We start from the raw sequence: 23487 nt of genomic DNA on the forward strand, positions 1-23487 counted from the left end.
TTACGCCAATCTCGGATACCCATCCGCAATCGCATCACCGGTAAACTGCGCGATCCACCCCTCGGGGTTATCAAAAATCCTGATCGCCGTGAAGTTCGGTTCTGAACCCATATCGAACCAGTGCGGTGTGCCGGCGGGAACGGAGATGAGATCGTTCTTCTCGCACAGCACCTGGTAGACTTCGTTGCCGATATGCAGGCAGAAGAGCCCGGCACCTTCGACAAAGAAACGCACTTCATCTTCGCCGTGGGTGTGTTCGCTGAGGAATTTGCTGCGCAGCGCCTCTTTTTGCGGGTTGTCGGCGCGCAGGCTGATCACATCCCAGCTCTGGTAGCCTTTCTCCTCCACCAGCTTGTCGATAGCGTGCTGATAGGCGTTGATCACCGTTTCCGGTGTTGGGTTAGCGCCCAAATCGCGGTCGGCCTGCCAGCGCTCAAAGCGCACCGCTTTCGCATTCAGCTTCTGCTGAATCTCTGTGGCGTCGGTGCTGTGCCATACCGGCGTGCTGGCATCGGTGTCGGTGTAAATCGTCAGTGCGCTCATGAGGGGATCTGCTCCGGCTTGATGGTGCTGAATGAGTTAACCTGGTGATGATGGCTGGCTGCGTCATCATCATCGCGAATCAGTTGCGTGGTGCGAAAACCGGCCTCTTCGGCAGCGTCCAGCTCCTGATGAATGTCGGAGAGGAAGAGAATAGAAGAGGGCGGTAGCGCAAGCTGTGCGGCGATATTGCGATAGGACTGCACTTCGCGCTTGGCACCGACCAGCGTGTCGAAATAGCCGCTGAAGAGATGAGTAATATCACCTTCGTCGCTGTAGCCAAATAACAGTTTTTGCGCAGCAACGGAGCCAGAGGAATATACATAGAGATCAATGCCCTGCGCCTTCCAGTTCTCCAGTGCGGGCAGCACGTCGGGGTAGAGGTGGCCGGTAAAATCGCCGTTTATGTAGCCATCGCGCCAAATAATGCCCTGCAATGCTTTCAACGCCGTCGATTTGCGGTCTTCATCCATAAACGCGAACAGCACCTCGATAAGCTCGGCGCTGGTGGCGTTCGGCTGCGCAATCTCTTCTCGCAGATTATCGAGAATGGTGCTGACCGGTTCCTGATACTGCTGCGCGGTGACAAAACCCGCCAGCCGCTCGCGGGCGTAGGGGAAGAGAACGTTGTGCACAAAGCGGATATCGCTGGTGGTGCCTTCTATATCGGTGACAATCGCGCGGATCATAATCTCTCCAGCAGTCGGCGTTGCAATTCGCATTCAAATAAAAACTCCAGCCCTTCGAGGTGACGGCGCGCTTCGGCGACGTCGCGCCCCCAGCAGGTTAACCCGTGGCCGCGCAGCAGAAAACCATAACGTAACGGGTTTGATTCGGCATAAGCGGCGATGCGCCCGGCGAGCGCGTCGATATCCTGATCATTGTCGAAAATGGCAATCGGCACGCTATCGAGGTGCGTCTGCTGCCCGCTGAGGGATTTTTGCATCTCATACCCGCTCAGTTGCAGCGCGGCGCTTTTCTCCACCCGCGACAGCACGGTGGCGTTGACAGTGTGCACATGTAGCACCGCGTTAGCGTCAGGGTAGAGGCGATAAATCAGGGTATGCAGGCCGGTTTCGGCGGAGGGTTTGCGTCCGGATGGCGCATGGTTATCGGCGATGGAAACCTGCAAAAAATCCTCCGGCGTCAGGCTGCCTTTATCTTTGCCGGACTCGCTCAGCCAGCACCATTCGGCACTTTGGCGCAGGGACATATTACCGCCCGTCGCGGGTGCCCACCCTTTAGCGCCGATCCAGTGGCAGGCAGAAACAAGTTGCTGGAGTTGCAGGTTGTCGGTCATCGCGTTTTCCTTATCAGGAATATCGTTGTGATATAGACGTCTAAGCGTCTTGATTGCCAAATACTAGCATCGTGTTATAGTGGCGGCAACTTGAGTCTCGACAGCAGGCACGAAAAGATGCGCAATAACCCTTTGATTCCTGAGAGTAAACTCCCCGCTTTAGGCACCACTATCTTCACGCAAATGAGCGCGCTCGCCCAGCAGCATCAGGCGATTAACCTGTCGCAAGGTTTCCCGGATTTTGACGGCCCGCGCTATTTGCAGGAGCGGCTGGCGTATCACGTTGCGCAGGGGGCAAATCAATATGCGCCGATGACCGGCGTGCAGGCATTGCGCGAGGCCATTGCCGAGAAGACTGCTCAACTGTATGGCCATCAGCCAGACGTGAACAGCGACATTACCGTCACCGCCGGGGCGACGGAAGCGCTCTATGCGGCGATCACCGCACTGGTGCGCGAGGGCGATGAGGTGATCTGTTTCGATCCAAGTTACGACAGCTACGCGCCTGCGGTTGAGCTTTCAGGCGGGGTGCTGAAGCGCATCGCCCTGCAACCGCCGCACTTTCGCGTTGACTGGCAGGCTTTTGCCGCGCTGCTCAGCGATCGCACCCGGCTGGTGATTGTTAATACGCCGCATAACCCGTCGGCGACGGTGTGGCAGGAGGCCGATTTTGCCGCGCTGTGGCAGGCGATTGCCGATCGGGAGATCTATGTGCTGAGCGATGAAGTCTACGAGCATATCTGCTTTGCCGAGGGCGGGCATGCCAGCGTGCTGAAGCATCCGCAGCTGCGCGAGCGCGCGGTTGCAGTATCTTCGTTTGGCAAAACCTATCACATGACCGGCTGGAAAGTGGGGTACTGCATTGCGCCCGCCGCCATCAGCGCCGAACTGCGCAAAGTGCACCAGTACTTAACCTTTTCGGTGAACACCCCGGCGCAGCTGGCGCTGGCTGATATGCTGCGCGCCGAGCCGCAGCACTACCGCGAGTTGCCGGCGTTTTACCGCGCGCGCCGCGATGTGCTGGTGAATGCGTTGCGTGAGAGCAAGCTGGAGATTTTGCCCTGCGAAGGAACCTACTTTTTGCTGGCGGATTACAGCGCCATCTCCGATCTCGATGATGTCGCGTTTTGCCAGTGGCTGACGAAAGAGGTGGGCGTGGCGGCCATTCCGCTGTCGGTGTTCTGCGCCGATCCCTTCCCGCATAAGCTGATTCGCCTCTGCTTTGCGAAACAGGAATCGACGCTGCTGGCGGCGGCAGAGCGTCTCTGCACGCTGTAACGTCTTACTTCTCGCCCATAATTGTTTTGAGCTTTTCCGCATCCGGCAGGCCGACCGCCTGCTGGAGCACGTTCTCTTCATTCATATAGTAGATAGCGGGTGTGGCGTTGGCCCCGAGATCGTCCATGATTTTCTGATTGAGATTGAGCGAGCGCATGATCGCCGGCGGAATGGTTTTCGGCAGCGCCAGCACCATTTTGCCGTTCGACTGCTCATACTCATGCCAGCTTTTGGCCGGATCTTTCGCGCTGAGGATCGCCGCTGCGGCCGCCGGGCTTTCCGGTTTGATCACGCCGACCATTAAGGTGCGGATCTGCACCTTGCCGGACTCCACCCACGGGCGCGCCTGCTGCCAGAACTGTTTGCAGTAGGGGCAGTAAGGGTCGGCAAAGACGTAAACCACGCGCGGCGCGGTTTTTTGCCCGTCGAGGATCCAGTCTGCTTTCTCCATCCGCTGCCAGAGTTCGCGCCCGGCCGGGCCATAAAGCTCCTGATTGAACAGCTTTTCGCTAAGATTGGTGCCCGCTTCGTCATACATATAGCCCGAGATGGCGTGTTTACCGTCCGGCGTGACGTAGATGGTGACACCCATTTCCTGATATTTACCCAGATAGCCCTTCATGCCGCCCGGTGCGTCAAAGGATTTAATGATGGTAATGCCTTGCTTTTCAATGGCTTTAACCGGCGCGGGCAGATCTTCGGCGTGCAGGGTCAGCGGCAGCAGGGTGAGCATTAACAGGCGCTTGAGCATAAAAATCCTTATCAATTCAGGGGCTAAAGGTAAGAAAGGCTAAACCTATCACAGCCATAGGCAAGAGACAGGGAATAATGATTGTCGAACTCCCAGGGGAGTGGTGTAATCAACCCTGTTTGCCGTCGACAGATGGCAGGCGTATCGCACAGCCAGCGTGCTGGCACTGAAGTCACCCGCGGGTATTTCAGATATTGAGGCCACCCGTACCGGTGGCCTTTTTACTTTTGGCTAATGTCTGTTCACAGAGTTGTTCGTTGGCGTTTGTTAGCTAACGCTTATTGATTTGATAATGCAAACGCATTAGCCGTCGTAAGCAAAGTTCGTTAACTTATGCCCCAACGAAAACACGGAGGAAGTATAGATGTCCTTAATTAACACCAAGATCAAACCTTTCAAAAACCAGGCGTTCAAAAACGGTGAATTCATCGAAGTAACCGAGAAAGATACCGAAGGCCGCTGGAGCGTCTTCTTCTTCTACCCGGCTGACTTCACCTTCGTATGCCCGACCGAACTGGGCGACGTGGCTGACCACTACGAAGAACTGCAGAAACTGGGCGTTGACGTTTACTCTGTTTCCACCGACACCCACTTCACGCACAAAGCATGGCACAGCAGCTCTGACACCATCGCGAAAATCAAATACGCGATGATCGGCGACCCGACTGGTGCCCTGACCCGTAACTTCGAAATCATGCGTGAAGACGAAGGTCTGGCAGACCGCGGTACTTTCATCGTTGACCCGCAGGGCATCATCCAGGCTATCGAAGTGACCGCTGAAGGCATCGGCCGTGACGCATCTGACCTGCTGCGTAAAATCAAAGCGGCTCAGTATGTTGCTTCTCACCCAGGCGAAGTGTGCCCGGCTAAGTGGAAAGAAGGCGAAGCGACCCTGGCTCCGTCCCTGGACCTGGTTGGCAAAATCTAAATTTCCGGCGGCGCAAAGTCTCTCCCGGTCTGCAAAACGTAGGCCGGGTAAGCGTAGCGCCACCCGGCGTAAAACGGGTGCAATGCACCCGTTTTTCTTCCACACACCATGATTCAAGTTGCATCCAGGCGGCTCCAATGAGGCAGCTTGCATGATGATGTTTTAAGAGAAGGATACCGACATGCTCGACACCACAATGAAAACCCAGCTCAAGGCTTATCTTGAGAAACTGACCAAGCCTGTTGAGTTGATCGCGACGCTGGATGACAGCGCAAAATCGAATGAGATTAAAGAGCTGCTGGGCGAAATCGCCGAGCTCTCTGACAAAGTGACCTTTAAAGAGGACAACACCCTGGCGGTGCGTAAGCCCTCTTTCCTGATCACCAACCCAGGCTCGCACACTGGCCCGCGCTTTGCTGGCTCTCCGCTGGGGCATGAGTTTACCTCGCTGGTGCTGGCGCTGCTGTGGACCGGCGGTCATCCGTCGAAAGAAGCGCAGGCGCTGCTGGAGCAGATCCGCGATATCGACGGCGACTTCGAGTTCGAGACTTACTACTCGCTCTCCTGCCACAACTGCCCGGACGTGGTGCAGGCGCTGAACCTGATGTCGGTGCTGAACCCACGCATCAAGCACACGGCGATTGACGGCGGCACTTTCCAGAACGAAATCACCGATCGTAACGTGATGGGCGTTCCGGCGGTCTACGTTAACGGCCAGGAGTTTGGTCAGGGTCGTATGACGCTGACAGAGATCGTGGCGAAAATTGATACCGGCGCGGAAAAACGTGCGGCGGAAGAGCTGAACAAACGCGACGCTTACGATGTGCTGATTGTCGGCTCCGGCCCGGCGGGCGCAGCGGCCTCTGTCTACTCTGCCCGTAAAGGCATTCGTACCGGTCTGATGGGCGAACGCTTCGGCGGCCAGGTGCTGGATACCGTTGATATCGAAAACTACATCTCCGTGCCGAAAACTGAAGGCCAGCAGTTCGCGGGTGCCCTGAAAGCGCACGTTGCGGATTATGATGTTGACGTGATCGACAGCCAGAGCGCCAGCAAGCTGGTTCCGGCGTCGGTTGAAGGCGGCCTGCATCAGATTGAAACCGCGTCTGGCGCGGTGCTGAAAGCGCGTACCGTGATCATTGCGACCGGCGCGAAATGGCGCAACATGAATGTGCCGGGCGAAGATCAGTATCGCACCAAAGGCGTGACCTACTGCCCGCACTGCGACGGCCCGCTGTTTAAAGGCAAGCGCGTGGCGGTGATCGGCGGCGGTAACTCCGGCGTGGAAGCGGCTATCGATCTGGCCGGGATTGTTGAACACGTGACGCTGCTGGAGTTTGCTCCGGAGATGAAAGCGGATCAGGTGTTGCAGGATAAAGTTCGCAGCCTGAAGAATGTCGACATTGTTCTGAACGCGCAGACCACCGAAGTGAAAGGCGACGGCACCAAAGTGACCGGCCTTGAGTACCGCGACCGCGTGAGCGGCGATGTACATCAGGTTGCGCTGGCGGGGATCTTCGTTCAGATCGGTCTGCTGCCGAACACCACCTGGCTGGAAGGCGCGATTGAGCGCAACCGCATGGGCGAAATCATCATCGACGCCAAATGCGAAACCAGCGTGAAAGGCGTGTTCGCGGCGGGCGACTGCACCACGGTGCCGTACAAACAGATCATTATCGCTACCGGCGAAGGTGCCAAAGCGTCGCTGAGCGCGTTTGATTACCTGATCCGTACCAAAGCGTAAGCAAAAATAAGAAAGTAAGAGTCACCTGCATATAAAAAGCTGCCGCAAGGCAGCTTTTTTTTGCCCGGATGAAGCCGGGTTGCGGGTTGGGTGCCTCTTTTTTGCCGGATGGCGGCTGCGCCTTATCCGGCCTACAAAAGACCGCGATCCCCTTAACAACAACGCGCACGATCCCGTAGGCCGGATAAGCGTCAGCGCCATCCGGCAATAAGCACAATCTACCGCACGACCAACACCGGGATATGCGCGTGGCGCACCACGCTTGAGGCGTTGGAGCCGAGCAAATGGGTGCTGATGGACGGGTTGCGCGAGGCGATCACCACCATATCCGCATGCAGCTCTTCGCCGAGCTCATTGACCATATCGCGCACGCTGCCGAAGCGAACGTGGGTATGAATGCGCGAGGGATCGATGGAAAAATGGCTTCGCATACTCTCGAGGCGGGTTTGTGCCTCCTGGTGCAGATGCTCTTCAAAGCGGCGTAAATCGGCGGCGAAACGGTGCAGGCTGAGGCTGGCAGAAGCGGGTAACACATGCAGCAGGTGAATGATACCTTCGCTCTGGGCGAGGAATTCGGCGTGACGAACGGCTTTATCACTTAACTCCATTTCGAAAATATCGACCGGCATAATGATTGTCTGGTACATAAACGCGTCTCCCTGTGAGTTATGTCCCAGGAATTGAAGCACAAAGAGAGGGGGGATTTTGCTGCATGGGTGGCAAATCTGAACAAAGGCGGGCGCCGGAAAGAGGATGCGGGCGCATCCTCTGCAAAACAAAGCAGGGCGGGGATCAGAGCATGAAATCGCCAGCGGCTTCAGGCTGGTAAAGCAGCTCCAGCACTTCAAGGTCGGTGGTGGTTCCCCCCGGCAACGTCCAGTGAATTGAATCACCAACACGTAAACCTAGCAGCGCCGCGCCCACCGGGGCCAGTACCGACAGCTGCGTGGCGCTGTCTGTCATCTGCGCCGGGTAGACCAGCGTACGCACGCGGATTTCACCGCTTTTCAGCTCGCGGAATTTTACCGTGCTGTTCATCGTCACCACATCATGCGGCATCGCTTCTGGCGCGCACATATTGGCGCGATCCAACTCCTCATTCAGCGCATCCGCGACCGCAAGGCTGGCATGTGCAGGCTGCTCCAGCAAGCGGTCGAGGCGCTCAGCGTCTCGCTCATTAATGATAATGGCAGGTCTGGACATCTCTTACTCCGTGTCAGGTGATTGATCCAAAGAAAAACCCTCGCCGACGGGCAGCGAGGGTTTGTCTAAAGCTGATGATACTAACCCGGCCCCATGCTGTGAAGTGACCAGGCGCACATTTGCCTCAATTATGATTATTCCGCAGCAATCAGTAACCCGCGCTGTCGAGGATAAAGTGATCCCCACAGTTGCCGGGGTGCGGCTGTGGCAGCAGCGAGCGGCCAGAGAGCGGCGTGTTAATCGCTTCGGCTTTGATGGCAACCTGCATCTCGGTCAAATAGGCCGGGTTGCCGTTACAGGTGAGTTTCACCGCTTTCACGCCCTGCTTACCGTAAGCCTCGGCGACGGCAGCATCAAAGGCGGTACGGGTGATCGCTTTGCCGTAGTTATTGGCAAGAAACACTCCGAGCGGGCTGGTTTTGATCTCATGATTCAGACGCACCATCGCGCCAAAATAGTCATCGGGATCGAAGCCGAAACAGACGCCGTGCTTGGCATATTCATAACGCTCAAGGCAGGAGTTACCGCCGGAGCCGGGCATGGCGGCGTTGAGTTTATCTGCCATCTCCAGCGATAAACCGGTCTCTGCCGCCGCGCATTTCTGGCTGGTTTTCGCTTCCGGCATATTGGGGATCGGGCGCGTGGCGCAGCCAAAACGCATCCAGCGGCGGTTATCGACGCCGCGCGCGGCGATCGATTTCGGCAGGCCCGGCCATAAACCGTGCACCGTCAAATTATCGGCTTCGTCGTCCGGGGATTTTTGCAGGCGGCACTCGTCAGGCTCGTCGCGCCCGTTGTCGTGCATGCTCTGGCAAAAACCGGTCTGCCAGGAGAGCGCCAGCACGTAGCGATCAAAATCGCCATACTGCTTCGGTTGCAGCGGTGCGGCATAGGCAGAAGTAAAGAGTAGCGCGGCAATGCCTGTGCTGATGAAGAGTCCCTTTTTAAACATTTCAGTTCCTGATTAATGGGTCCAGATAATTGCCATAGGTTATTAAACCATAAAAAAAGCGCCGGGCAGGCGCTTTTTCAACTTCTGAAACCCGGCAGGGTTAGTGAACCGCTGCGCCAGGCACGAGTATTTCGGTAGCCACAATCACCACCACCAGGCCAACCAGGATCGGCACGGAGGTGCGTTTTACCACTTCAAACGGCGAAATGTTTGCCATCCCGGCAACCGCCACCACCACGCCTGAAACCGGCGAAATGGTGCGACCGAGGTTGGAGGCCTGCAACATTGGAATCGATAAATAGGCCGGGTTGATGCCCGCTTCGCGCGCCAGTTTTGGGATCATCTCCACAAACGCGTAAAACGGCGCATTACCGGAACCCGTCGTCATTGCTGCCAGCATGGTGAGGATCACCAGCACCAGCATCAAAATAATGCTCGCTGAACCGAACGAAGTAGCAATCGAGATCAGGCTCTGGATAAAGCCGATGGTGCTCAGCCCCTGGGCGAAGACGCCTGCGGCAACCAGCAGCATCACGACACCGGCAAAGGCATCGGCCATGCCGCGCCAGGCCACTTCCAGCCCGCTGAAGACATTCTGCGTATTAAAGCCGCGCAAAAACTCCAGCACTGCGGCAATCAGCATACAGATCACTAGGATGGTAATAATATGCAGCTCCGGGCCCCATTTGCCGTCAAAAATCAGCACGCCGATGATCGGTGTAAAGGGCAGAATGGCGTAAAACGCGGGCGCGCGGGTGGTGATCTCTTTCACATCCAGCATTTCGCTGACGATGTTCTCTTTCTTATCGAGGTAGCGCTGCCAGAAAAAGTGGGCGATGGCCATGGCGATAATCGCGGCGATAGAGATCGGCAGGGTGGTTTTAAAGGCGAAATCAACCAGCGGCATCTCTGCGGCTTTCGCGGCCAGCACCACATCGCCGGAGGTGGGCGAGAGAATAATCGCTGCCGGGGAGGCGCAAATCGCCGCCGCCGCGCCGCGGCTGATGCCGACGTTAACCATCACCGGGAAGAGCGTTGCCATCAACAGCACGCCAAGGCCGGTTGCCGAAGAGACCGCCAGCGACATCAGGCAGGCGACAAAATAGGCGGCAATCATCAAGATATAGGGCGAGTTGATAAAGCGCAGCGGGCGCGACGCCAGCTTAACCACCATATCGTTAGCGCCGATGTGCGTCATGTAGGCAGCAAAACCGCACAGCATCATGATCATCATGCCGAGATCGCCGCCGCGGCTCATCAGCAGGATTTTTATATATTCGACAATGTCGGTAGCGCGATAACCGGTACTGGTGGCGCTGGAGGGTAATATTGAGTGGCCCATCAGCGCGCTGACGATCAATAACGCCAGACCGCCGACAAACAGTACGCCGGTGGCGGAGTAGCCTTTAATGATGTAGCGGGCGACGCCGACAATTACCACGACGCCGATCAACAGCTCAATCAGGGTTGAAATCATATTGGGTCCCGGAGGTTGGACAAAAAAAAGTAAAGTAAGCAAAAGGCTGCACCGCAATGTGCCGAATAACGGCGGCGTGATAGCTGATTAAAATCAACAAAGCGCTGCATTGCGCGCAATATTACGTGAATTGTTATAAATCAGAAAAATAAATACGGGCGAAACGATAATTCAGGCTAATGAATTTCGGCAGTTATGTTTTATTCGTGATAACGGTTGGTTAATTGTTTTGGCGTTTTTCGTTTCAGTTTGATTTGACAGCAAAATTCACTAAAAAAGCCTTTAAAAATAGAAAGCGGGCTGCTTATACTCGCCGTTACCTTCACTCACCCACGGTAATGTTATGCACGCAGCCTGGCTCTACCGATTGCGCTTTATTAAGCGGCATTTATTAATGCTGCTTATCGCATTGGGTTGGCTGCTGATCCAGAGCCAGATGGCGATCGCCTCTCACGGCTGTGCGCTCCCGGTACCGGGTGAAGCGATGGCGCAGCAGCATCTGCACCATCTGGCAATGGGTGATGACGCGCCCAAAGCCCACGCGATGAAAGCGCCGCTCTGCGAGAAGCACTGCGTGCCCGATCAGGTGCAAAAAGAGAGCCATTACCCTTCACTGGCGGCGCTGCCCGCCACGCTGACGCTGGCGATTGCCGAACCTGTTTGTTCTGCTATCACTTCGCGCAGCTGGGTATTAACTCCGCCTGCCGCCGGGCCCCCTGCCACCATCCGCTTCTGCCGTTTTCGCGAATAGAGACCTGTTAACACATTGATTTGAATTTCATTAATGTTTAACAGGAGATTTTCTATGCGTAGCTATTTACTCTGCCTGCTCTCAGGCATCCTGCTTTTCCCGTATCTCAGCGCCAACGCGCAAACGCATGACATGGCGCACCATCACGCGATGCCCGCTCAGGTTTATCAAAGCCAGGGCAGTGTCAAAAAAATCACCCCGCAGGCGATCTCTATCGCCCATCAGGCTATCCCTGCGCTGAACTGGCCGCCGATGACCATGCAGTTTACGGTTGCGCCGGAGCATCCGCTGGCGCAGGTGAAGGTGGGCGATAACGTTCGCTTCAGCTTCAGCCAGAGCGATCGGGGTTACACCCTTATCTCTGTAACGCCGTTACCGTAAGCGGGAGTAACCATGAAACGATACTCGCTGAGCCTGCGGCTCGGCGGGGTTTGCCTTGCGCTTATCTGCTCCGCCGCGCAGGCGGAGTCGCTAACGCTGACGCAAACCCTCGCCGCCGCAGAGCGCTACTCTGCTGAGCTTTCTGCCAACCGCAACGAAGCTCACGCGCTGGATGCGATGGCCGATTCCGCCCGCCAGTTGCCCGATCCCAAACTCAAATTCGGCATTGAGAATGTGCCGGTGCAGGGCAATAACGACCGCCGTTTGACCCGCGAAGGCATGACCATGCAGCGCATTGGCGTGATGCAGCAGTATGTCAGCGCGGAAAAACGCGATCGTAAGGCCGACACCTTGCTGGCCGAAGCGCGCAGCATCGAAGCCAAATCCCACGCGGTGCGCGCAGCGCTGCAGCGCGATACCGCCCAGGCGTGGCTTGAGCTGGCGCTCTCACAGCGGGCGCTGCACACCGCCCGGCAATTAGTGGCAGAAACCGCGCGTCAGCAGGGCGCGCAACGCGCCAGCGTCGGCACGGGGAATGCCCTGCCGGATAGCGTGCTCGCCTTTCAAATCGGCCTGAGCGCGATGCGCGATAAGGTCACCCTTGCCGAGCGGGATGTGCAGTTGGCACAAACCCGGCTGATGCAACTGACCGGGCAGCCGATCACCACCGTCAGCGGCGAGCTTCCCCGCTATCAGCGCCTGCCCGCCGATGAGAAAACGCTGGAAGAGGCCATTCGCCAGCATCCCGACATCCTTACTGCTGCAAGCGTTGCCAACCGCGCCAAAGCCCGTTCGGCAGAATCGGCGATTGCCGCACTGCCCGATGTCGAGGTGGAGGTGTGGTATGGGCGGCGTGCCGAGGGGTATGAAGATATGGCCGGGGTGATGTTTACCGTCGATCTGCCGCTGTTTCAGTCCCGCCGCCAGGATAAAGATCACGCCGCTGACGTCTCCCGCACCATGCAGGCCAATGACCAACTGGCGCTCGCCGGGCGTGAGCATCTCGCCGAACTTCACACTCTGATTGCCCAGTACAACGCCGCGCAAACCCTCTGGCAGCGCCAGCGGGATGACGTGCTGCCGCTTTTGCGTAGCCGTGCCGCGCTGTTAGCGGCCCAGTACCGCGCCGGGCAGTCCGATCTCCCGGCGCTGCTTGAGGCGCGCCGCAGCGTGCTCGACGGTGAACTGGCGCTCAACCAGGCCGAAAAAACGATGGCGCAGCAGTGGGCGGCGATCCGCTGGCTTATCCCGCAGGAGGTGATGTGATGAAAAGAACCCTGTTAGCCGTAGCGGTTGCTGCCTGCGTGGCGGCCAGCGCCGGTTATCTTGCGGGTCGCCAAGAGAGCGTGCCCGCTGATAGCAGCCAGCCGCCACAGGCGCGCAAAGTGCTCTACTGGTACGACCCGATGGTGCCGGATCAGCGCTTCGATAAGCCGGGCAAATCGCCCTTTATGGATATGCCGCTGGTGGCGAAATATGCCGATGACGCACCTGTTGACGGTGGCGTGCGCGTCAGCGCCCAACAACAGCAAAACCTTGGCATGACCACCGCGAAGGTGGAGAAACGGCCGCTTACCAGCGCTTTTTCTGCGTTTGCCACGGTGACTACCGACGAGCGTGCGATGCAGATCGTGCCGTCTCCGGCGGCGGGCGTGGTGGAGAAACTCTTTGTCCGCGCGCCGCAGCAGTGGGTGAAAAAGGGCGAGGCGTTGGCGCAGCTCTGGATCCCGCAGTGGACCAGCGCTCAGCAGGAGTATCTGGCGGTGCGCCAACTTGGCGACAGCGAACTGACGCGCGCCGCCCGCGAACGGCTGGCGCTGCAGTTTATGCCGCAAGAGGTGATTCGCGCGGTGGAGCGCAGTGCCAAAGCGCAGACCCGACTGATCGTTCGCGCCGCGCGCGACGGCTATGTCACTAAACTTGATACCCGGGAAGGGGCGCAGGTCGCCGCCACGCAAACGCTGTTTGAACTGGCGAGCCTCGACCCGGTCTGGCTGGTGGTCGATTATCCGCAAAGCCAGGCGCAGGCGCTGACGGTTGGCAGCGAGGTGGAAGCGACCAGCGAAAGCTGGCCGGGCGAGCGTTTCCACGGTCGCGTCAGCGAACTGTTGCCGCAGCTGGCTAGCGCCACGCGCACGCTGCAAGCGCGCATTGTGCTGGATAACCCGCAGCAGAAGCTGAAACCCGGCATGTTCCTGACCGTCACCCAGCCGGAAGCGGCGCAGCAGCCCGCGGTGCTGGCAATCCCGGAAGAGGCATTGATCGAAAGCGGACGCGCCAGCCGCGTGCTGCTGGCAACCGGTGAGGGGCATTTCCGTGCGGTAAATGTGAGGGCCGGACGGCGCGCGCAGGGTTGGCGCGAGATCCTCTCCGGGTTGCAGGAGGGCGATGTGGTAGTTACTTCCGGCCAGTTCCTGATCGACTCTGAAGCGAGCCTGCGCAGCGCCTTGCCAGAGCCATCGCCCGTCATCAAAAAAACGCCGGAATATCGCGCCAGCGGCGTGGTGCAGGCGGTAGATAACGGCACCATCACCCTCAGCCATCAACCGATCGCTGAGCTGAACTGGGGAGCGATGACGATGGACTTTGTGCTCAAAGAACCCGATCCGCAGGTGAAAGTGGGCGATAAGGTGATGTTCAGCTTCACGCTGGATGACGAAGCGGGCGCGGTCATTACCCATCTGATGCCGGAGGCGACGAAATGATTGCTGCCGTGATTCGCGCCTCATTACGCAACCGCCTGCTGGTCCTGCTGGCGGCGCTTCTCCTCACCGGCTGGGGCATCTGGTCGTTACAGCGCGCGCCGCTTGATGCGCTGCCCGATCTCTCAGATGTGCAGGTGATTATTCGTGCCAGCTATGCGGGCAAAGCGCCGCAGCTGATTGAGGATCAGGTGACCTATCCGCTGACCACCGCCATGCTCTCGGTGCCGGGGGCGAAAACGGTGCGCGGCTACTCGATGTTTGGCGACGCCTATGTGTATGTGCTGTTTGACGACGACACCGATCTCTACTGGGCGCGGTCGCGGGTGCTGGAGAGCCTGAGCCAGATTCAGGCATCGCTCCCCGCCGGGGTGGAGGTGGGTCTCGGGCCGGATGCCACCGGCGTTGGCTGGATCTATGAGTATGCGCTGCTGGATCGCAGCGGCAAGCATAACCTCGCCGATCTGCGCGCCTTGCAGGACTGGACGCTTAAATTTGAGCTGAAAACTGTGCCCAATGTCGCCGAGGTTGCCAGCGTCGGTGGCATGGTGCGCCAGTACCAGATTGTGCCGGACCCGCAAAAGATGCGCGCGCTCAATATCACCCATCAGCAACTGGTAAGCGCGGTGCAGGCGGCGAATCAGGAGAGTGGCGGCGCGCTGCTGGAGATGGGCGAAGCGGAGTTTATGCTGCGCACCAGCGGCTACTTGCGCCAGCCGGAGGATTTTCGCCAGACGGTGATCGCCAGCCGCGACGGCGTGCCGGTGATGCTTTCCGATATCGCGACCGTACGTCTCGGGCCAGAGTTGCGCCGGGGCGTGGCGGAGTATAACGGTGAAGGCGAAGTGGCGGGCGGCGTGATTGTTATGCGCTACGGCAAGAATGCGCTGGAGACCATTCATGCGGTCAAAGTGAAGCTTGCTGAGATAGAAAAAACGCTGCCCGCGGGCGTAGAGATTGTCCCGGTTTACGACCGCTCGACGCTGATTGAGAACGCCGTCGGCACGCTGACCCATAAGCTGATTGAAGAGTTTATCGTTGTCGCGCTGGTCTGCACGCTGTTCCTGTTCCACTTTCGCTCGGCGCTGGTGGCGATCGTCTCGCTGCCGCTGGGCATTCTCGGCGCGTTTATCGTCATGCACTACCAGGGGATCAACGCCAATATCATGTCGCTTGGCGGCATCGCGATTGCCGTCGGCGCGATGGTTGATGCAGCGATTGTGATGATTGAGAACATGCATAAAGTGATGGAGCATTGGCGGCACGATAACCCTGGCCGCCTGCCGGAGCGGGGCGATTACTGGCGCTTCTCCGAGCAGGCGGCGGTGGAGGTCGGCCCGGCGCTCTTTTGCAGCCTGCTTATCATCACCCTGTCGTTTATTCCGGTCTTCTCGCTGGAGGCGCAGGAGGGGCGGATGTTCTCGCCGCTGGCGTTCACCAAAAGCTGGGCGATGGCTGTCGCCGCCGGGCTTGGCATTACGCTGGTGCCGGTGCTGATGGCGCTGTTTATTCGCGGCAACATTCCTGATGAGAAGGCCAACCCGATTAACCGCGTGTTGATCCGGCTTTATGAACCGCTGCTCGATAGGGTGCTGGCGTGGCCGAAAGCAACGCTCGCCATTGCCCTGCTGCTGTTGCTGGCGACCGCCTGGCCGCTCAGCCGCCTTGGCAGTGAGTTTATGCCGCCGCTGGATGAGGGCGATCTGCTCTATATGCCCTCGACGCTGCCGGGCATTTCCGCCCGGGAAGCGGGGCGTTTGCTGCAACAAACGGACCGTTTGATCAAAAGCGTGCCGGAGGTGGAGAGCGTATTTGGTAAGGCGGGCAGGGCAGAGAGCGCGACCGACCCTGCGCCGTTGACCATGCTGGAGACCACTATCCGCTTCAAGCCGCGCGCGCAGTGGCGGCCCGGCATGACGCCGGAAAAACTGATCGATGAGCTGGATAGAACCGTCAGCGTGCCGGGCATCGCCAATGTCTGGGTGCCGCCGATCCGCAACCGCCTCGACATGCTGGCAACCGGCATTAAAAGCCCGGTAGGGATTAAGGTGAACGGCAATAATATTGCCGATATTGAGCGCGTGGCGCAGCAGATTGAGCAGGTGGTGAAAAGCGTGCCGGGCGTCACCTCCGCGCTGGCGGAGCGGCTGGCGGGCGGACGCTATGTTGATATCAACATTAACCGCCAGCAGGCCGCGCGCTATGGCGTCTCGGTGCAGGAGTTGCAGTCGCTGGTTTCAACCTTAGTGGGCGGCGAGAAGATTGGCGAAGTGTTGCAGGGGCGCGAGCGGTTTCCCATCAATGTGCGTTACCCGCGGGATCTTCGGGCGAACGTCGACGATCTGCGCGCATTACCGGTGATCACCGCCAGCGGCAGCCAGATTGCGCTCGGCGATCTGGCAGAGGTGGTGATTACCGAGGGGCCGCCGATGCTGAAGAGCGAGAATGCGCGCTTATCGAACTGGATCTACGTCGATTTGCGCGGGCGTGATTTGAAATCGGCGGTAGAGGAGATGCAGCAGCGGGTGGCGCAGCAGGTAGCGTTGCCGCAGGGCGTTACGCTTAGCTGGTCCGGGCAGTTTGAGTATCTTGCACGCGCGACGGCGAAGTTGAAAGTCGTGCTGCCGGTGACGCTGATGATTATCTTTCTCCTGCTGTTTATTACCTTCAAACGGGTGAGCGATGTCTTATTAATTATGGGGACATTGCCCTTCGCATTAATAGGCGGCGTCTGGTTGCTCTGGCTGTTGGGATATAACTTATCGGTGGCAGGCGCCGTCGGCTTTATTGCGCTGGCCGGTGTGGCGGCGGAGTTCGGGGTTATTATGGTGCTCTATCTCAATCATGCGCTTGAGAAATATCGCATCTCTGAATCCGATGAACCTAATAAACGACTGCTTCTCGCAATACATGAGGGGGCGGTATTACGCGTGCGCCCGAAAGTGATGACGGTGGCGACCATTATGGCCGGGCTGCTGCCGATCATGTGGGGCGGCGGCAGCGGCGCAGAGGTGATGAGCCGTATCGCGGCACCGATGATCGGTGGGATGGTCACCGCTCCGCTGCTCTCAATGCTGGTGATTCCTGCGCTCTATTATTTACTCCATCGAAAACGCTGACCTTAATATGCGCCCCGGCAATGGGGCGCTTGATACTTTATTAAGTTTTGTAACTAGCCATAAAATGGGACTCTTCCTGGCAGGTTTAAGAACAACACTAATTTCGTTAAGGAACTATTAAGGTAAGGTGTCGGAAAATAGAAGTTGATTTGTTATATGGAAAATTTGTTGTGGCTGTTTATAAAAAATTTAAATATTTCGCTGTCTTTTTGTGTTTACAGGTTTTACTGATTCCAACACTTCACGCAGCAGACAAACCCTGGTACACCGTTTTCGCTGACAACGTTAAGCAAACGTGGCAGCAGCCGGATAACTACGATCTCTATGTGCCTGCCATCACCTGGCATGCGCGTTTCGCCTATGACAAGGACAAAACCGATCGCTATAACGAGCGTCCGTGGGGTGCAGGCTTTGGTCAGGATCGCTGGGATGAGAAAGGGAACTGGCACGGGCTCTACCTGATGGCGTTCAAAGACTCCTTTAACAAGTGGGAGCCGATTGGCGGCTACGGCTGGGAAAAGACCTGGCGCCCGCTGGCGGATGAGAATTTCCATCTGGGTCTTGGTTACACCGCGGGTGTCACCGCGCGCGATAACTGGAAGTACATTCCGATCCCGGTGCTGCTGCCGCTGGCCTCCATTGGCTATGGACCGGCGACGTTCCAGATGACCTACATTCCCGGCACTTACAACAACGGTAACGTTTACTTCGCCTGGATGCGCTTTCAGTTTTGATCGCTGTGTCGGGAGTTGTTGCGAACAAAGAGTAAACAGCGCGAAAAACGCGGGATAATGCGGCGTTGGAAAAAAAGTTCGCGACATTTATCACTTTTTCGCGAATAACGACTGGACAAAACTCGCGACAATTGTTGTACTGATACCCGACACAGCATTTGTGTCGTATTTTCATGTAAAGGTAATTTTGATGTCTAAGATTAAAGGTAACGTTAAGTGGTTTAATGAATCCAAAGGATTCGGTTTCATTACTCCGGAAGATGGCAGCAAAGACGTGTTCGTACACTTCTCTGCAATCCAGAGCAATGGTTTCAAAACCCTGGCCGAAGGTCAGCGCGTTGAGTTTGAAATCACTAACGGTGCCAAAGGCCCATCTGCTGCTAACGTAATGCCTGTTTAATCAGCGCGTACAGCAAGAATTCCAAAACCCGCCTCAAGGCGGGTTTTTTATTGCCTTCAGTTCGCGTTAGCGGTTGAGAAGAGCCAGAAAGCCAGCGCGGTCATGGCAAACGATCCCAACAGGTTAACGGCGACATTCAGCAGCGCCCAGCCTGCGCGCCCCTCCTGCAGTAAAAAGACTACTTCCGCCGAAAAGGTAGAGAAGGTCGTTAACCCACCGCAAAACCCGGTGGTTATCAGCACTTTCCACACAGGATCGATATGCGTCATACGGTTAAACCATGCCAGCCCGGCACCAATAATAAATGCGCCAATTAAGTTCGCCGTCAGCGTACCGAGCGGAATGATTTGATGAACCGGGTTGAGTTTCATACTCAGCATCCAGCGCGCCACGCTGCCCGTGCCGCCGCCGATAAATACCGCTAAAAGGAGTTGTAACACTGAGCTATCCTGCTATCTGATAAGTGAATATGACGAGTTTACCGTCGTGGTCGAAAACTGGCTATGGCAATACTGTAAGGAGAAACGAGATGATTGTTGCTGCCGGACAATTTGCTGTCACACCCGTGTGGCAAACTAACGCCCGTACGTGTGTGGAACTGATGGCAGAGGCTGCGCGTCAGCAGGCGTCTCTATTAGTGCTGCCAGAAGCGTTGCTGGCGCGGGATGATAACGACCCGCATATGTCGGTGAAATCCGCGCAGCGGCTTGATGAGGGCTTTCTGAGCCTGCTTTGCGAAGAGAGCCGCCGCAACACCATGACCACTGTGCTGACCGTCCACGTTCCGTCGACAGCGGGCAGGGCGGTTAATACGCTGGTGGTATTGCGCGGCGGGGAGATCATCGCGCAGTATGCCAAGCTGCATCTTTATGATGCGTTCAGCATGCAGGAGTCTGCGCGGGTCGATGCCGGAAACTCGTTGCCGACGCTGATTGAGGTGGAAGGGATGCAGGTGGGGCTAATGACCTGTTACGATCTGCGTTTCCCGGAGTTGGCATTATCGCTGGCGTTACAGGGTGCTGAATTGCTGGTGCTGCCCGCTGCGTGGGTGCGCGGGCCGCTAAAAGAGATGCACTGGGCGACGCTGCTTACCGCACGAGCGCTGGACACCACCTGTTATCTGGTGGCTGCCAGCGAGTGCGGCAACAAGAATATTGGTCAAAGCCGGATCGTCGATCCGCAAGGTGTTACGCTTGCGGCAGCAGCCGAGGAGGCACAGCTAATTTTTGCCGAGGTGACGGCTGAGCGCGTGGCGCAAACGCGGGAAAAACTTCCCCTTTTACGCAATCGCCGTTTTGCGCATCCTCAATTGTTGTGATGTTTTTTTAATCAGTGCTTGATTCATCTCGTTACAGATTGCTATTGTGTGCGCGCACTGAATGACCGTTAATGGTGTCAGGTTATCAACGGTGCTTTTTACAGCCTGTTTTATGAAAGAAGGTATCTATGGGTGAGATTAGTATTACTAAACTGCTGGTCGTGGCCGCGTTAGTGGTTCTGCTGTTTGGGACCAAGAAACTGCGTACACTGGGCGGCGATCTTGGTGCAGCGATCAAGGGCTTCAAAAAGGCCATGAACGATGATGACGCCGCGAAGAAAGACGCAGACGTTGTCACAGCAGAGAAACTCTCTCACAAAGAGTAATCGCGCCACGACAGGCGAAAAAAAACCGGCTATCAGCCGGTTTTTCTGTTTTGAGTGTAAGTAAGTGTTACTTCACTTCCATACCTTTGGCTTGCAGATCCGCATGGTATGACGAGCGGACGAACGGACCGCATGCGGCATGGGTAAAGCCCATCGCCAGCGCTTCCTCTTTCATCTCTTCAAACTCATCCGGGCTGACGTAGCGCTGCACCGGCAGGTGGTGACGGCTCGGTTGCAGATACTGGCCCAGCGTCAGCATGGTCACGCCATGGCGACGCAGATCGCGCATCACTTCAATGATTTCCGCATTGGTTTCGCCTAAACCGACCATCAGGCCCGATTTCGTCGGGATCTCCGGGTGCGCCTCTTTAAAACGCTCCAGCAGTTTCAGCGACCAGTTGTAATCCGCGCCCGGGCGCACCTGGCGGTAGATACGCGGTACGTTTTCCAGGTTGTGGTTGAAAACGTCCGGCGGCGTGGCGGTCAGAATATCGAGCGCGCGATCCATACGGCCGCGGAAATCCGGCACCAGCGTTTCGATTTTGATCGTCGGGCTCTTCTCACGAATCGCGGTAATGCAGTCAGCAAAGTGCTGAGCGCCGCCGTCGCGCAGATCGTCACGGTCAACGGAGGTGATCACCACATAACGCAGCGCCATATCGGCGATGGTCTGCGCCAGCTTCAGCGGTTCGTTCGCGTCGGGCGCAACAGGACGGCCATGCGCCACATCGCAGAAGGGGCAGCGACGCGTACAGATGGCGCCAAGGATCATAAACGTGGCGGTACCGTGGTTGAAACACTCAGCGAGGTTCGGGCAGGAGGCCTCTTCGCAAACAGAGTGCAGCCCGTTTTTGCGCATGGCAGCTTTGATACCCTGGATACGGGAGGAGTCGGCCGGGAGTTTGATTTTCATCCATTCCGGTTTTCTTAACAGGGCTTCACGCTCTGTTGCCACGTTTTTTACCGGGATAAGCGCCATTTTATCGGCGTCGCGATACTTTACACCGCGTTCCATCACAATGGGTTTACTCATAGCGTGCGTGTTCCAGTTGCGGGTGACGAAGAAGGCATTTCAATTCAAGGAGAAGTTGTATTTATCAACTATTTTTGAATTAACGTAGGCGCAGTATACCATCTCTGGCGGGGATAAAGCAGCCTGACGGACTGCCAAATTGTGAAATAGTTGTTGTTTTGTGCTAAAGGCCCGCAGGCCATTTATCACTTGTCCTGGTGCCAGCGGGCGTTAAAACGCCCGTCTGATCACATCTACCACGCTCTCCAGCACCGGGTCGCGCAGGCTTAACTTATTGTAGTAAAGCGAAATATCCAGGCGCTCGTTGTTGACCGGCGGGAAGGGGATCTCGACCAGCGGCCAGCAGTGTCGGAACAGTTCGTATAAACGGTAGGGCATCAGCCCGAGCAGATCGCTGTTACCAATCAGTGCAGCGATTGTGAACATATTGTAACTGCTAAACGAGACCTGGCGTTCGGGGAAGAGATCCTGCATCCGCTGGCGCAGCGCGCTCAGGTTTTGCCCCTCAAGCATCAGCAGCGTGTGCTCATACTTCTGCAATGCCAGCTCATTAATCGGTTCGTTCAGGCAAGGGTGATCTTTGCGGCACACCAGCATCAGCCGGTCGGAGAAGAGCACGTGGTGATTGATGGTGCGCGAACTGGCGATATGGGTATCAATAATCAGATCGGTCTGGAACTGGCTGAGCTGGCTCTCAGCATCGTTTATCGGGATGTTACGCATCATCAGATGCGGAGCGCTCTCTTTAATCGCCTGAAAGACCACCGGGATCACCAGCGCGCCGATAGAGGGCGTGGTACCCACCGTTATCGTGCGCTGCTTATCGTAGCTGCCGGTTAAATCGAGCGCGCCGAGAATGGATTCCAGCCCCTGGCTGATATATTCATGCAGATGGGCGGCATAAGCGGTCGGTGTGACGCCCTGACCTTTGCGAATGAAAAGTGGATCGGGAAATATTGAACGCAGTTTTTGAATTGACTGGCTAATAGCAGACGGCGTCAGGTTCAGCACTTTCGCGGCGTTAACGATCCCTTTATGGACATATACCGCCTCAAAAATGGTCAATAAATTGAGATCAATATTGCGCAGGGTTCGGAAGACTTGCGGCTTATCATCCTGGGGACGCACTGTTATTCGCTTTTCCGGCAGGCTCTTATTATCCACGCTTGTGCTCCGTTTTCATTCGCAATATGAATGATAGTTGAATTTGTTTTTTTTGTTCATCAGCAAACTGAGTTAACGTCCTGTCTCGTCTCATCATTACGTAGATTTTTTCATCACGATGCCGGGCAATGCAGTCGGAAAACAATTGGCCTGAAGCATATGTAAGAAGTCTGGCGAAGCATGGTAACGCATATTAGCCAGAGAGGGCAGGCAGGTTGAAAATAGAGAATATGGCTTCTATTGTAAAGCGTTAACAGGGCAAATATATAACGACCCGCACAAATTGCGGGCCGTGATACATCATACATTAAGCGCTCATATATTGATGAGGCGGATTGTTTAGTAACGCTAAAAAGTGCTGGATAAGAATTGTCCTTATTTTATCCATGCTGGCGTTTTCAACAAGTTTGCTGACCTGGGTCATTTCCATTCCGGCATAACCGCACGGGTTGATGCGCATAAACGGCGCGAGGTCCATATCAATATTCAGCGCCAGGCCATGGAATGAGCAGCCTTTGCGGATGCGCAAACCGAGCGAGCAGATCTTCTTGCCATCGACATAGACACCCGGCGCATCCGGGCGTGCATTTGCCACAATATCGAGCTGCGCCAGGGTATTGATTACCGTGTTTTCCAGCAACGTAACCAGTTCACGCACGCCAATTTTCCGGCGCTTAAGGTTTATCAGGACGTACATAACCTGCTGGCCTGGCCCGTGGTAAGTCACCTGGCCGCCGCGATCGCTCTGAATGACCGGAATGTCACCCGCGGCGAGCACGTGTTCGGCTTTGCCGGCCTGGCCCTGGGTAAAAACGGGCGGGTGTTCCACCAGCCAGATCTCGTCTGGCGTGTCGTCATCGCGACGATCGGTGAAGTCGTGCATCTCCTGAGAGACAGGCGCGTAGGGCTGTAAACCAAGATTGCGGATAAGAATGGTGTCCTGAGACAAAACGGCATCTCCGGCGGAGAAAAGAGTGCGGGGAGTATATCACAGCGAAAACGTTACCCGAATGGCTCCGGGTAACGTCACTAACTTTTACAGCACCATACGAACAATTTCGATATTGCCAAGCTCTTCGTACAGCGTTTCAACTTGTTCAATATGCGTCGCGTTGATGGTAATTGAGACCGAGTGGTAGTTGCCTTTGCTGCTCGGTTTTACCTGCGGAGAGTAATCACCTGGCGCATGGCGCTGTACCACTTCAACCACCAGGTCAACCAGCTCAGGCTTCGCCAGACCCATCACTTTGTAAGTAAAAGGTGTCGGGAATTCAAGCAGTTCTTTAAGATTGGTTTTCATGTCAGCTCCGGCGTAAAAAATAACAACTCCTGCCACAGGGGCAGGAGTTTTTTGAGATATTCAGTATATGGGGGCAAAGATCACAC

25 protein-coding genes are annotated in these 23487 nt (G+C 56.5%); 12 read left to right on the forward strand and 13 right to left on the reverse strand.

Translation table 11 applies throughout. The features are described from left to right. Genes ACWPW2_RS04970 through ACWPW2_RS04980 form a run of 3 tightly spaced genes read right to left on the reverse strand, consistent with a single transcriptional unit; the run spans position 1 to position 1840 of the window. Positions 1–543, reverse strand: coding sequence for a 1,2-dihydroxy-3-keto-5-methylthiopentene dioxygenase (locus ACWPW2_RS04970; protein ID WP_124969185.1), 543 nt, complete (start codon positions 541–543; stop codon positions 1–3). Continuing rightward, positions 540–1229, reverse strand: a complete 690-nt coding sequence (gene mtnC, locus ACWPW2_RS04975) for an acireductone synthase (protein WP_454121798.1) — start codon at positions 1227–1229, stop codon at positions 540–542. Before mtnC ends, ACWPW2_RS04970 begins: the two co-directional genes overlap by 4 nt. Then, entirely contained in the window at positions 1226–1840 is a 615-nt protein-coding gene (locus ACWPW2_RS04980; RefSeq protein WP_023479934.1) for a methylthioribulose 1-phosphate dehydratase, read from the reverse strand. The genes mtnC and ACWPW2_RS04980 overlap by 4 nt, the downstream gene beginning before the upstream one ends. A 117-nt stretch (positions 1841–1957) precedes the next feature. On the opposite strand from ACWPW2_RS04980, the gene ACWPW2_RS04985 reads away from it, so the two are divergent. After that, positions 1958–3118, forward strand: coding sequence for a pyridoxal phosphate-dependent aminotransferase (locus ACWPW2_RS04985; RefSeq protein WP_454121799.1), 1161 nt, complete (start codon positions 1958–1960; stop codon positions 3116–3118). Between the two features lie 4 nt (positions 3119–3122). Here ACWPW2_RS04985 and dsbG read toward each other — a convergent pair whose 3' ends face one another. Then, a complete protein-coding gene (gene dsbG, locus ACWPW2_RS04990) occupies positions 3123–3869 on the reverse strand; it encodes a thiol:disulfide interchange protein DsbG (RefSeq protein ID WP_042715709.1) in 747 nt (248 codons plus the stop codon). 364 nt (positions 3870–4233) lie between these two features. Here dsbG and ahpC point away from each other — a divergent pair, with 364 nt between their 5' ends. Next, positions 4234–4797, forward strand: coding sequence for an alkyl hydroperoxide reductase subunit C (ahpC, locus tag ACWPW2_RS04995; RefSeq protein WP_023479935.1), 564 nt, complete (start codon positions 4234–4236; stop codon positions 4795–4797). Between the two features lie 181 nt (positions 4798–4978). After that, entirely contained in the window at positions 4979–6541 is a 1563-nt protein-coding gene (ahpF, locus tag ACWPW2_RS05000) for an alkyl hydroperoxide reductase subunit F (protein WP_023479972.1), read from the forward strand. A gap of 218 nt (positions 6542–6759) precedes the next feature. Here ahpF and uspG read toward each other — a convergent pair whose 3' ends face one another. The 4 genes from uspG to dcuC all read right to left on the reverse strand — a co-directional run bounded on the left by uspG (position 6760) and on the right by dcuC (position 10170). Next, complete coding sequence (gene uspG / locus ACWPW2_RS05005) at positions 6760–7188, reverse strand: universal stress protein UspG (RefSeq protein ID WP_454121800.1); 429 nt, start codon at positions 7186–7188, stop codon at positions 6760–6762. Positions 7189–7333: 145 nt separating this feature from the next. After that, complete coding sequence (gene rnk / locus ACWPW2_RS05010) at positions 7334–7744, reverse strand: nucleoside diphosphate kinase regulator (RefSeq protein ID WP_042715712.1); 411 nt, start codon at positions 7742–7744, stop codon at positions 7334–7336. A 148-nt stretch (positions 7745–7892) separates the two neighbouring features. Further along, the gene (gene rna, locus ACWPW2_RS05015) at positions 7893–8696 is read right to left on the reverse strand and encodes a ribonuclease I (RefSeq protein WP_454121801.1); all 804 of its coding nucleotides are present in this window, start codon (positions 8694–8696) and stop codon (positions 7893–7895) included. A gap of 100 nt (positions 8697–8796) precedes the next feature. Then, complete coding sequence (gene dcuC, locus ACWPW2_RS05020) at positions 8797–10170, reverse strand: anaerobic C4-dicarboxylate transporter DcuC (RefSeq protein WP_094193105.1); 1374 nt, start codon at positions 10168–10170, stop codon at positions 8797–8799. A 346-nt stretch (positions 10171–10516) separates the two neighbouring features. Between dcuC and ACWPW2_RS05025 the strand changes: the two genes are divergently transcribed. The 7 genes from ACWPW2_RS05025 to cspE all read left to right on the forward strand — a co-directional run bounded on the left by ACWPW2_RS05025 (position 10517) and on the right by cspE (position 18260). Next, complete coding sequence (locus ACWPW2_RS05025; protein ID WP_429176959.1) at positions 10517–10924, forward strand: DUF2946 domain-containing protein; 408 nt, start codon at positions 10517–10519, stop codon at positions 10922–10924. A 54-nt stretch (positions 10925–10978) separates the two neighbouring features. Further along, positions 10979–11305, forward strand: coding sequence for a copper-binding protein (locus ACWPW2_RS05030; protein WP_454121802.1), 327 nt, complete (start codon positions 10979–10981; stop codon positions 11303–11305). 12 nt (positions 11306–11317) lie between these two features. Continuing rightward, complete coding sequence (locus ACWPW2_RS05035) at positions 11318–12571, forward strand: TolC family protein (protein WP_454121803.1); 1254 nt, start codon at positions 11318–11320, stop codon at positions 12569–12571. Then, a complete protein-coding gene (locus ACWPW2_RS05040) occupies positions 12571–14010 on the forward strand; it encodes an efflux RND transporter periplasmic adaptor subunit (protein WP_454123590.1) in 1440 nt (479 codons plus the stop codon). The genes ACWPW2_RS05035 and ACWPW2_RS05040 overlap by 1 nt, the downstream gene beginning before the upstream one ends. After that, positions 14007–17126: an efflux RND transporter permease subunit gene (locus ACWPW2_RS05045; protein ID WP_454121804.1), complete on the forward strand. Its 3120-nt coding sequence runs from the start codon at positions 14007–14009 to the stop codon at positions 17124–17126. Before ACWPW2_RS05040 ends, ACWPW2_RS05045 begins: the two co-directional genes overlap by 4 nt. A 170-nt stretch (positions 17127–17296) precedes the next feature. Then, a complete protein-coding gene (gene pagP, locus ACWPW2_RS05050; RefSeq protein ID WP_454121805.1) occupies positions 17297–17860 on the forward strand; it encodes a lipid IV(A) palmitoyltransferase PagP in 564 nt (187 codons plus the stop codon). Positions 17861–18050: 190 nt separating this feature from the next. Next, entirely contained in the window at positions 18051–18260 is a 210-nt protein-coding gene (cspE, locus tag ACWPW2_RS05055; protein WP_007373839.1) for a transcription antiterminator/RNA stability regulator CspE, read from the forward strand. 56 nt (positions 18261–18316) lie between these two features. On the opposite strand, the gene crcB is transcribed toward cspE, so the two are convergent. Next, on the reverse strand, positions 18317–18700 hold the full coding sequence (gene crcB, locus ACWPW2_RS05060) for a fluoride efflux transporter CrcB (protein WP_454121806.1): 384 nt from the start codon (positions 18698–18700) through the stop codon (positions 18317–18319). A gap of 89 nt (positions 18701–18789) precedes the next feature. Here crcB and ACWPW2_RS05065 point away from each other — a divergent pair, with 89 nt between their 5' ends. Both ACWPW2_RS05065 and tatE read left to right on the forward strand, forming a co-directional pair. Next, a complete protein-coding gene (locus tag ACWPW2_RS05065; RefSeq protein WP_454121807.1) occupies positions 18790–19578 on the forward strand; it encodes a deaminated glutathione amidase in 789 nt (262 codons plus the stop codon). Positions 19579–19706: 128 nt separating this feature from the next. Further along, positions 19707–19904 (forward strand): twin-arginine translocase subunit TatE, encoded by a 198-nt coding sequence (tatE, locus tag ACWPW2_RS05070; RefSeq protein ID WP_023479962.1) that lies wholly within the window; start codon positions 19707–19709, stop codon positions 19902–19904. Positions 19905–19971: 67 nt separating this feature from the next. On the opposite strand, the gene lipA is transcribed toward tatE, so the two are convergent. From lipA to ybeD, 4 genes are all read right to left on the reverse strand, one after another. Beyond that, positions 19972–20937 carry a lipoyl synthase gene (lipA, locus tag ACWPW2_RS05075; protein WP_034813118.1) on the reverse strand — a complete coding sequence of 322 codons (966 nt, stop codon included), beginning with the start codon at positions 20935–20937 and terminating at the stop codon, positions 19972–19974. Positions 20938–21147: 210 nt separating this feature from the next. Then, the gene (locus ACWPW2_RS05080) at positions 21148–22101 is read right to left on the reverse strand and encodes a YbeF family transcriptional regulator (RefSeq protein WP_023479963.1); all 954 of its coding nucleotides are present in this window, start codon (positions 22099–22101) and stop codon (positions 21148–21150) included. Between the two features lie 307 nt (positions 22102–22408). Then, positions 22409–23050: a lipoyl(octanoyl) transferase LipB gene (gene lipB, locus ACWPW2_RS05085; RefSeq protein WP_094420487.1), complete on the reverse strand. Its 642-nt coding sequence runs from the start codon at positions 23048–23050 to the stop codon at positions 22409–22411. Positions 23051–23137: 87 nt separating this feature from the next. Beyond that, complete coding sequence (gene ybeD, locus ACWPW2_RS05090; RefSeq protein ID WP_017455881.1) at positions 23138–23401, reverse strand: DUF493 family protein YbeD; 264 nt, start codon at positions 23399–23401, stop codon at positions 23138–23140. Between the last annotated feature and the right edge of the window lie 86 nt (positions 23402–23487).

The sequence above is a fragment of the Kosakonia sp. Marseille-Q7440 genome (genome assembly GCF_965119485.1).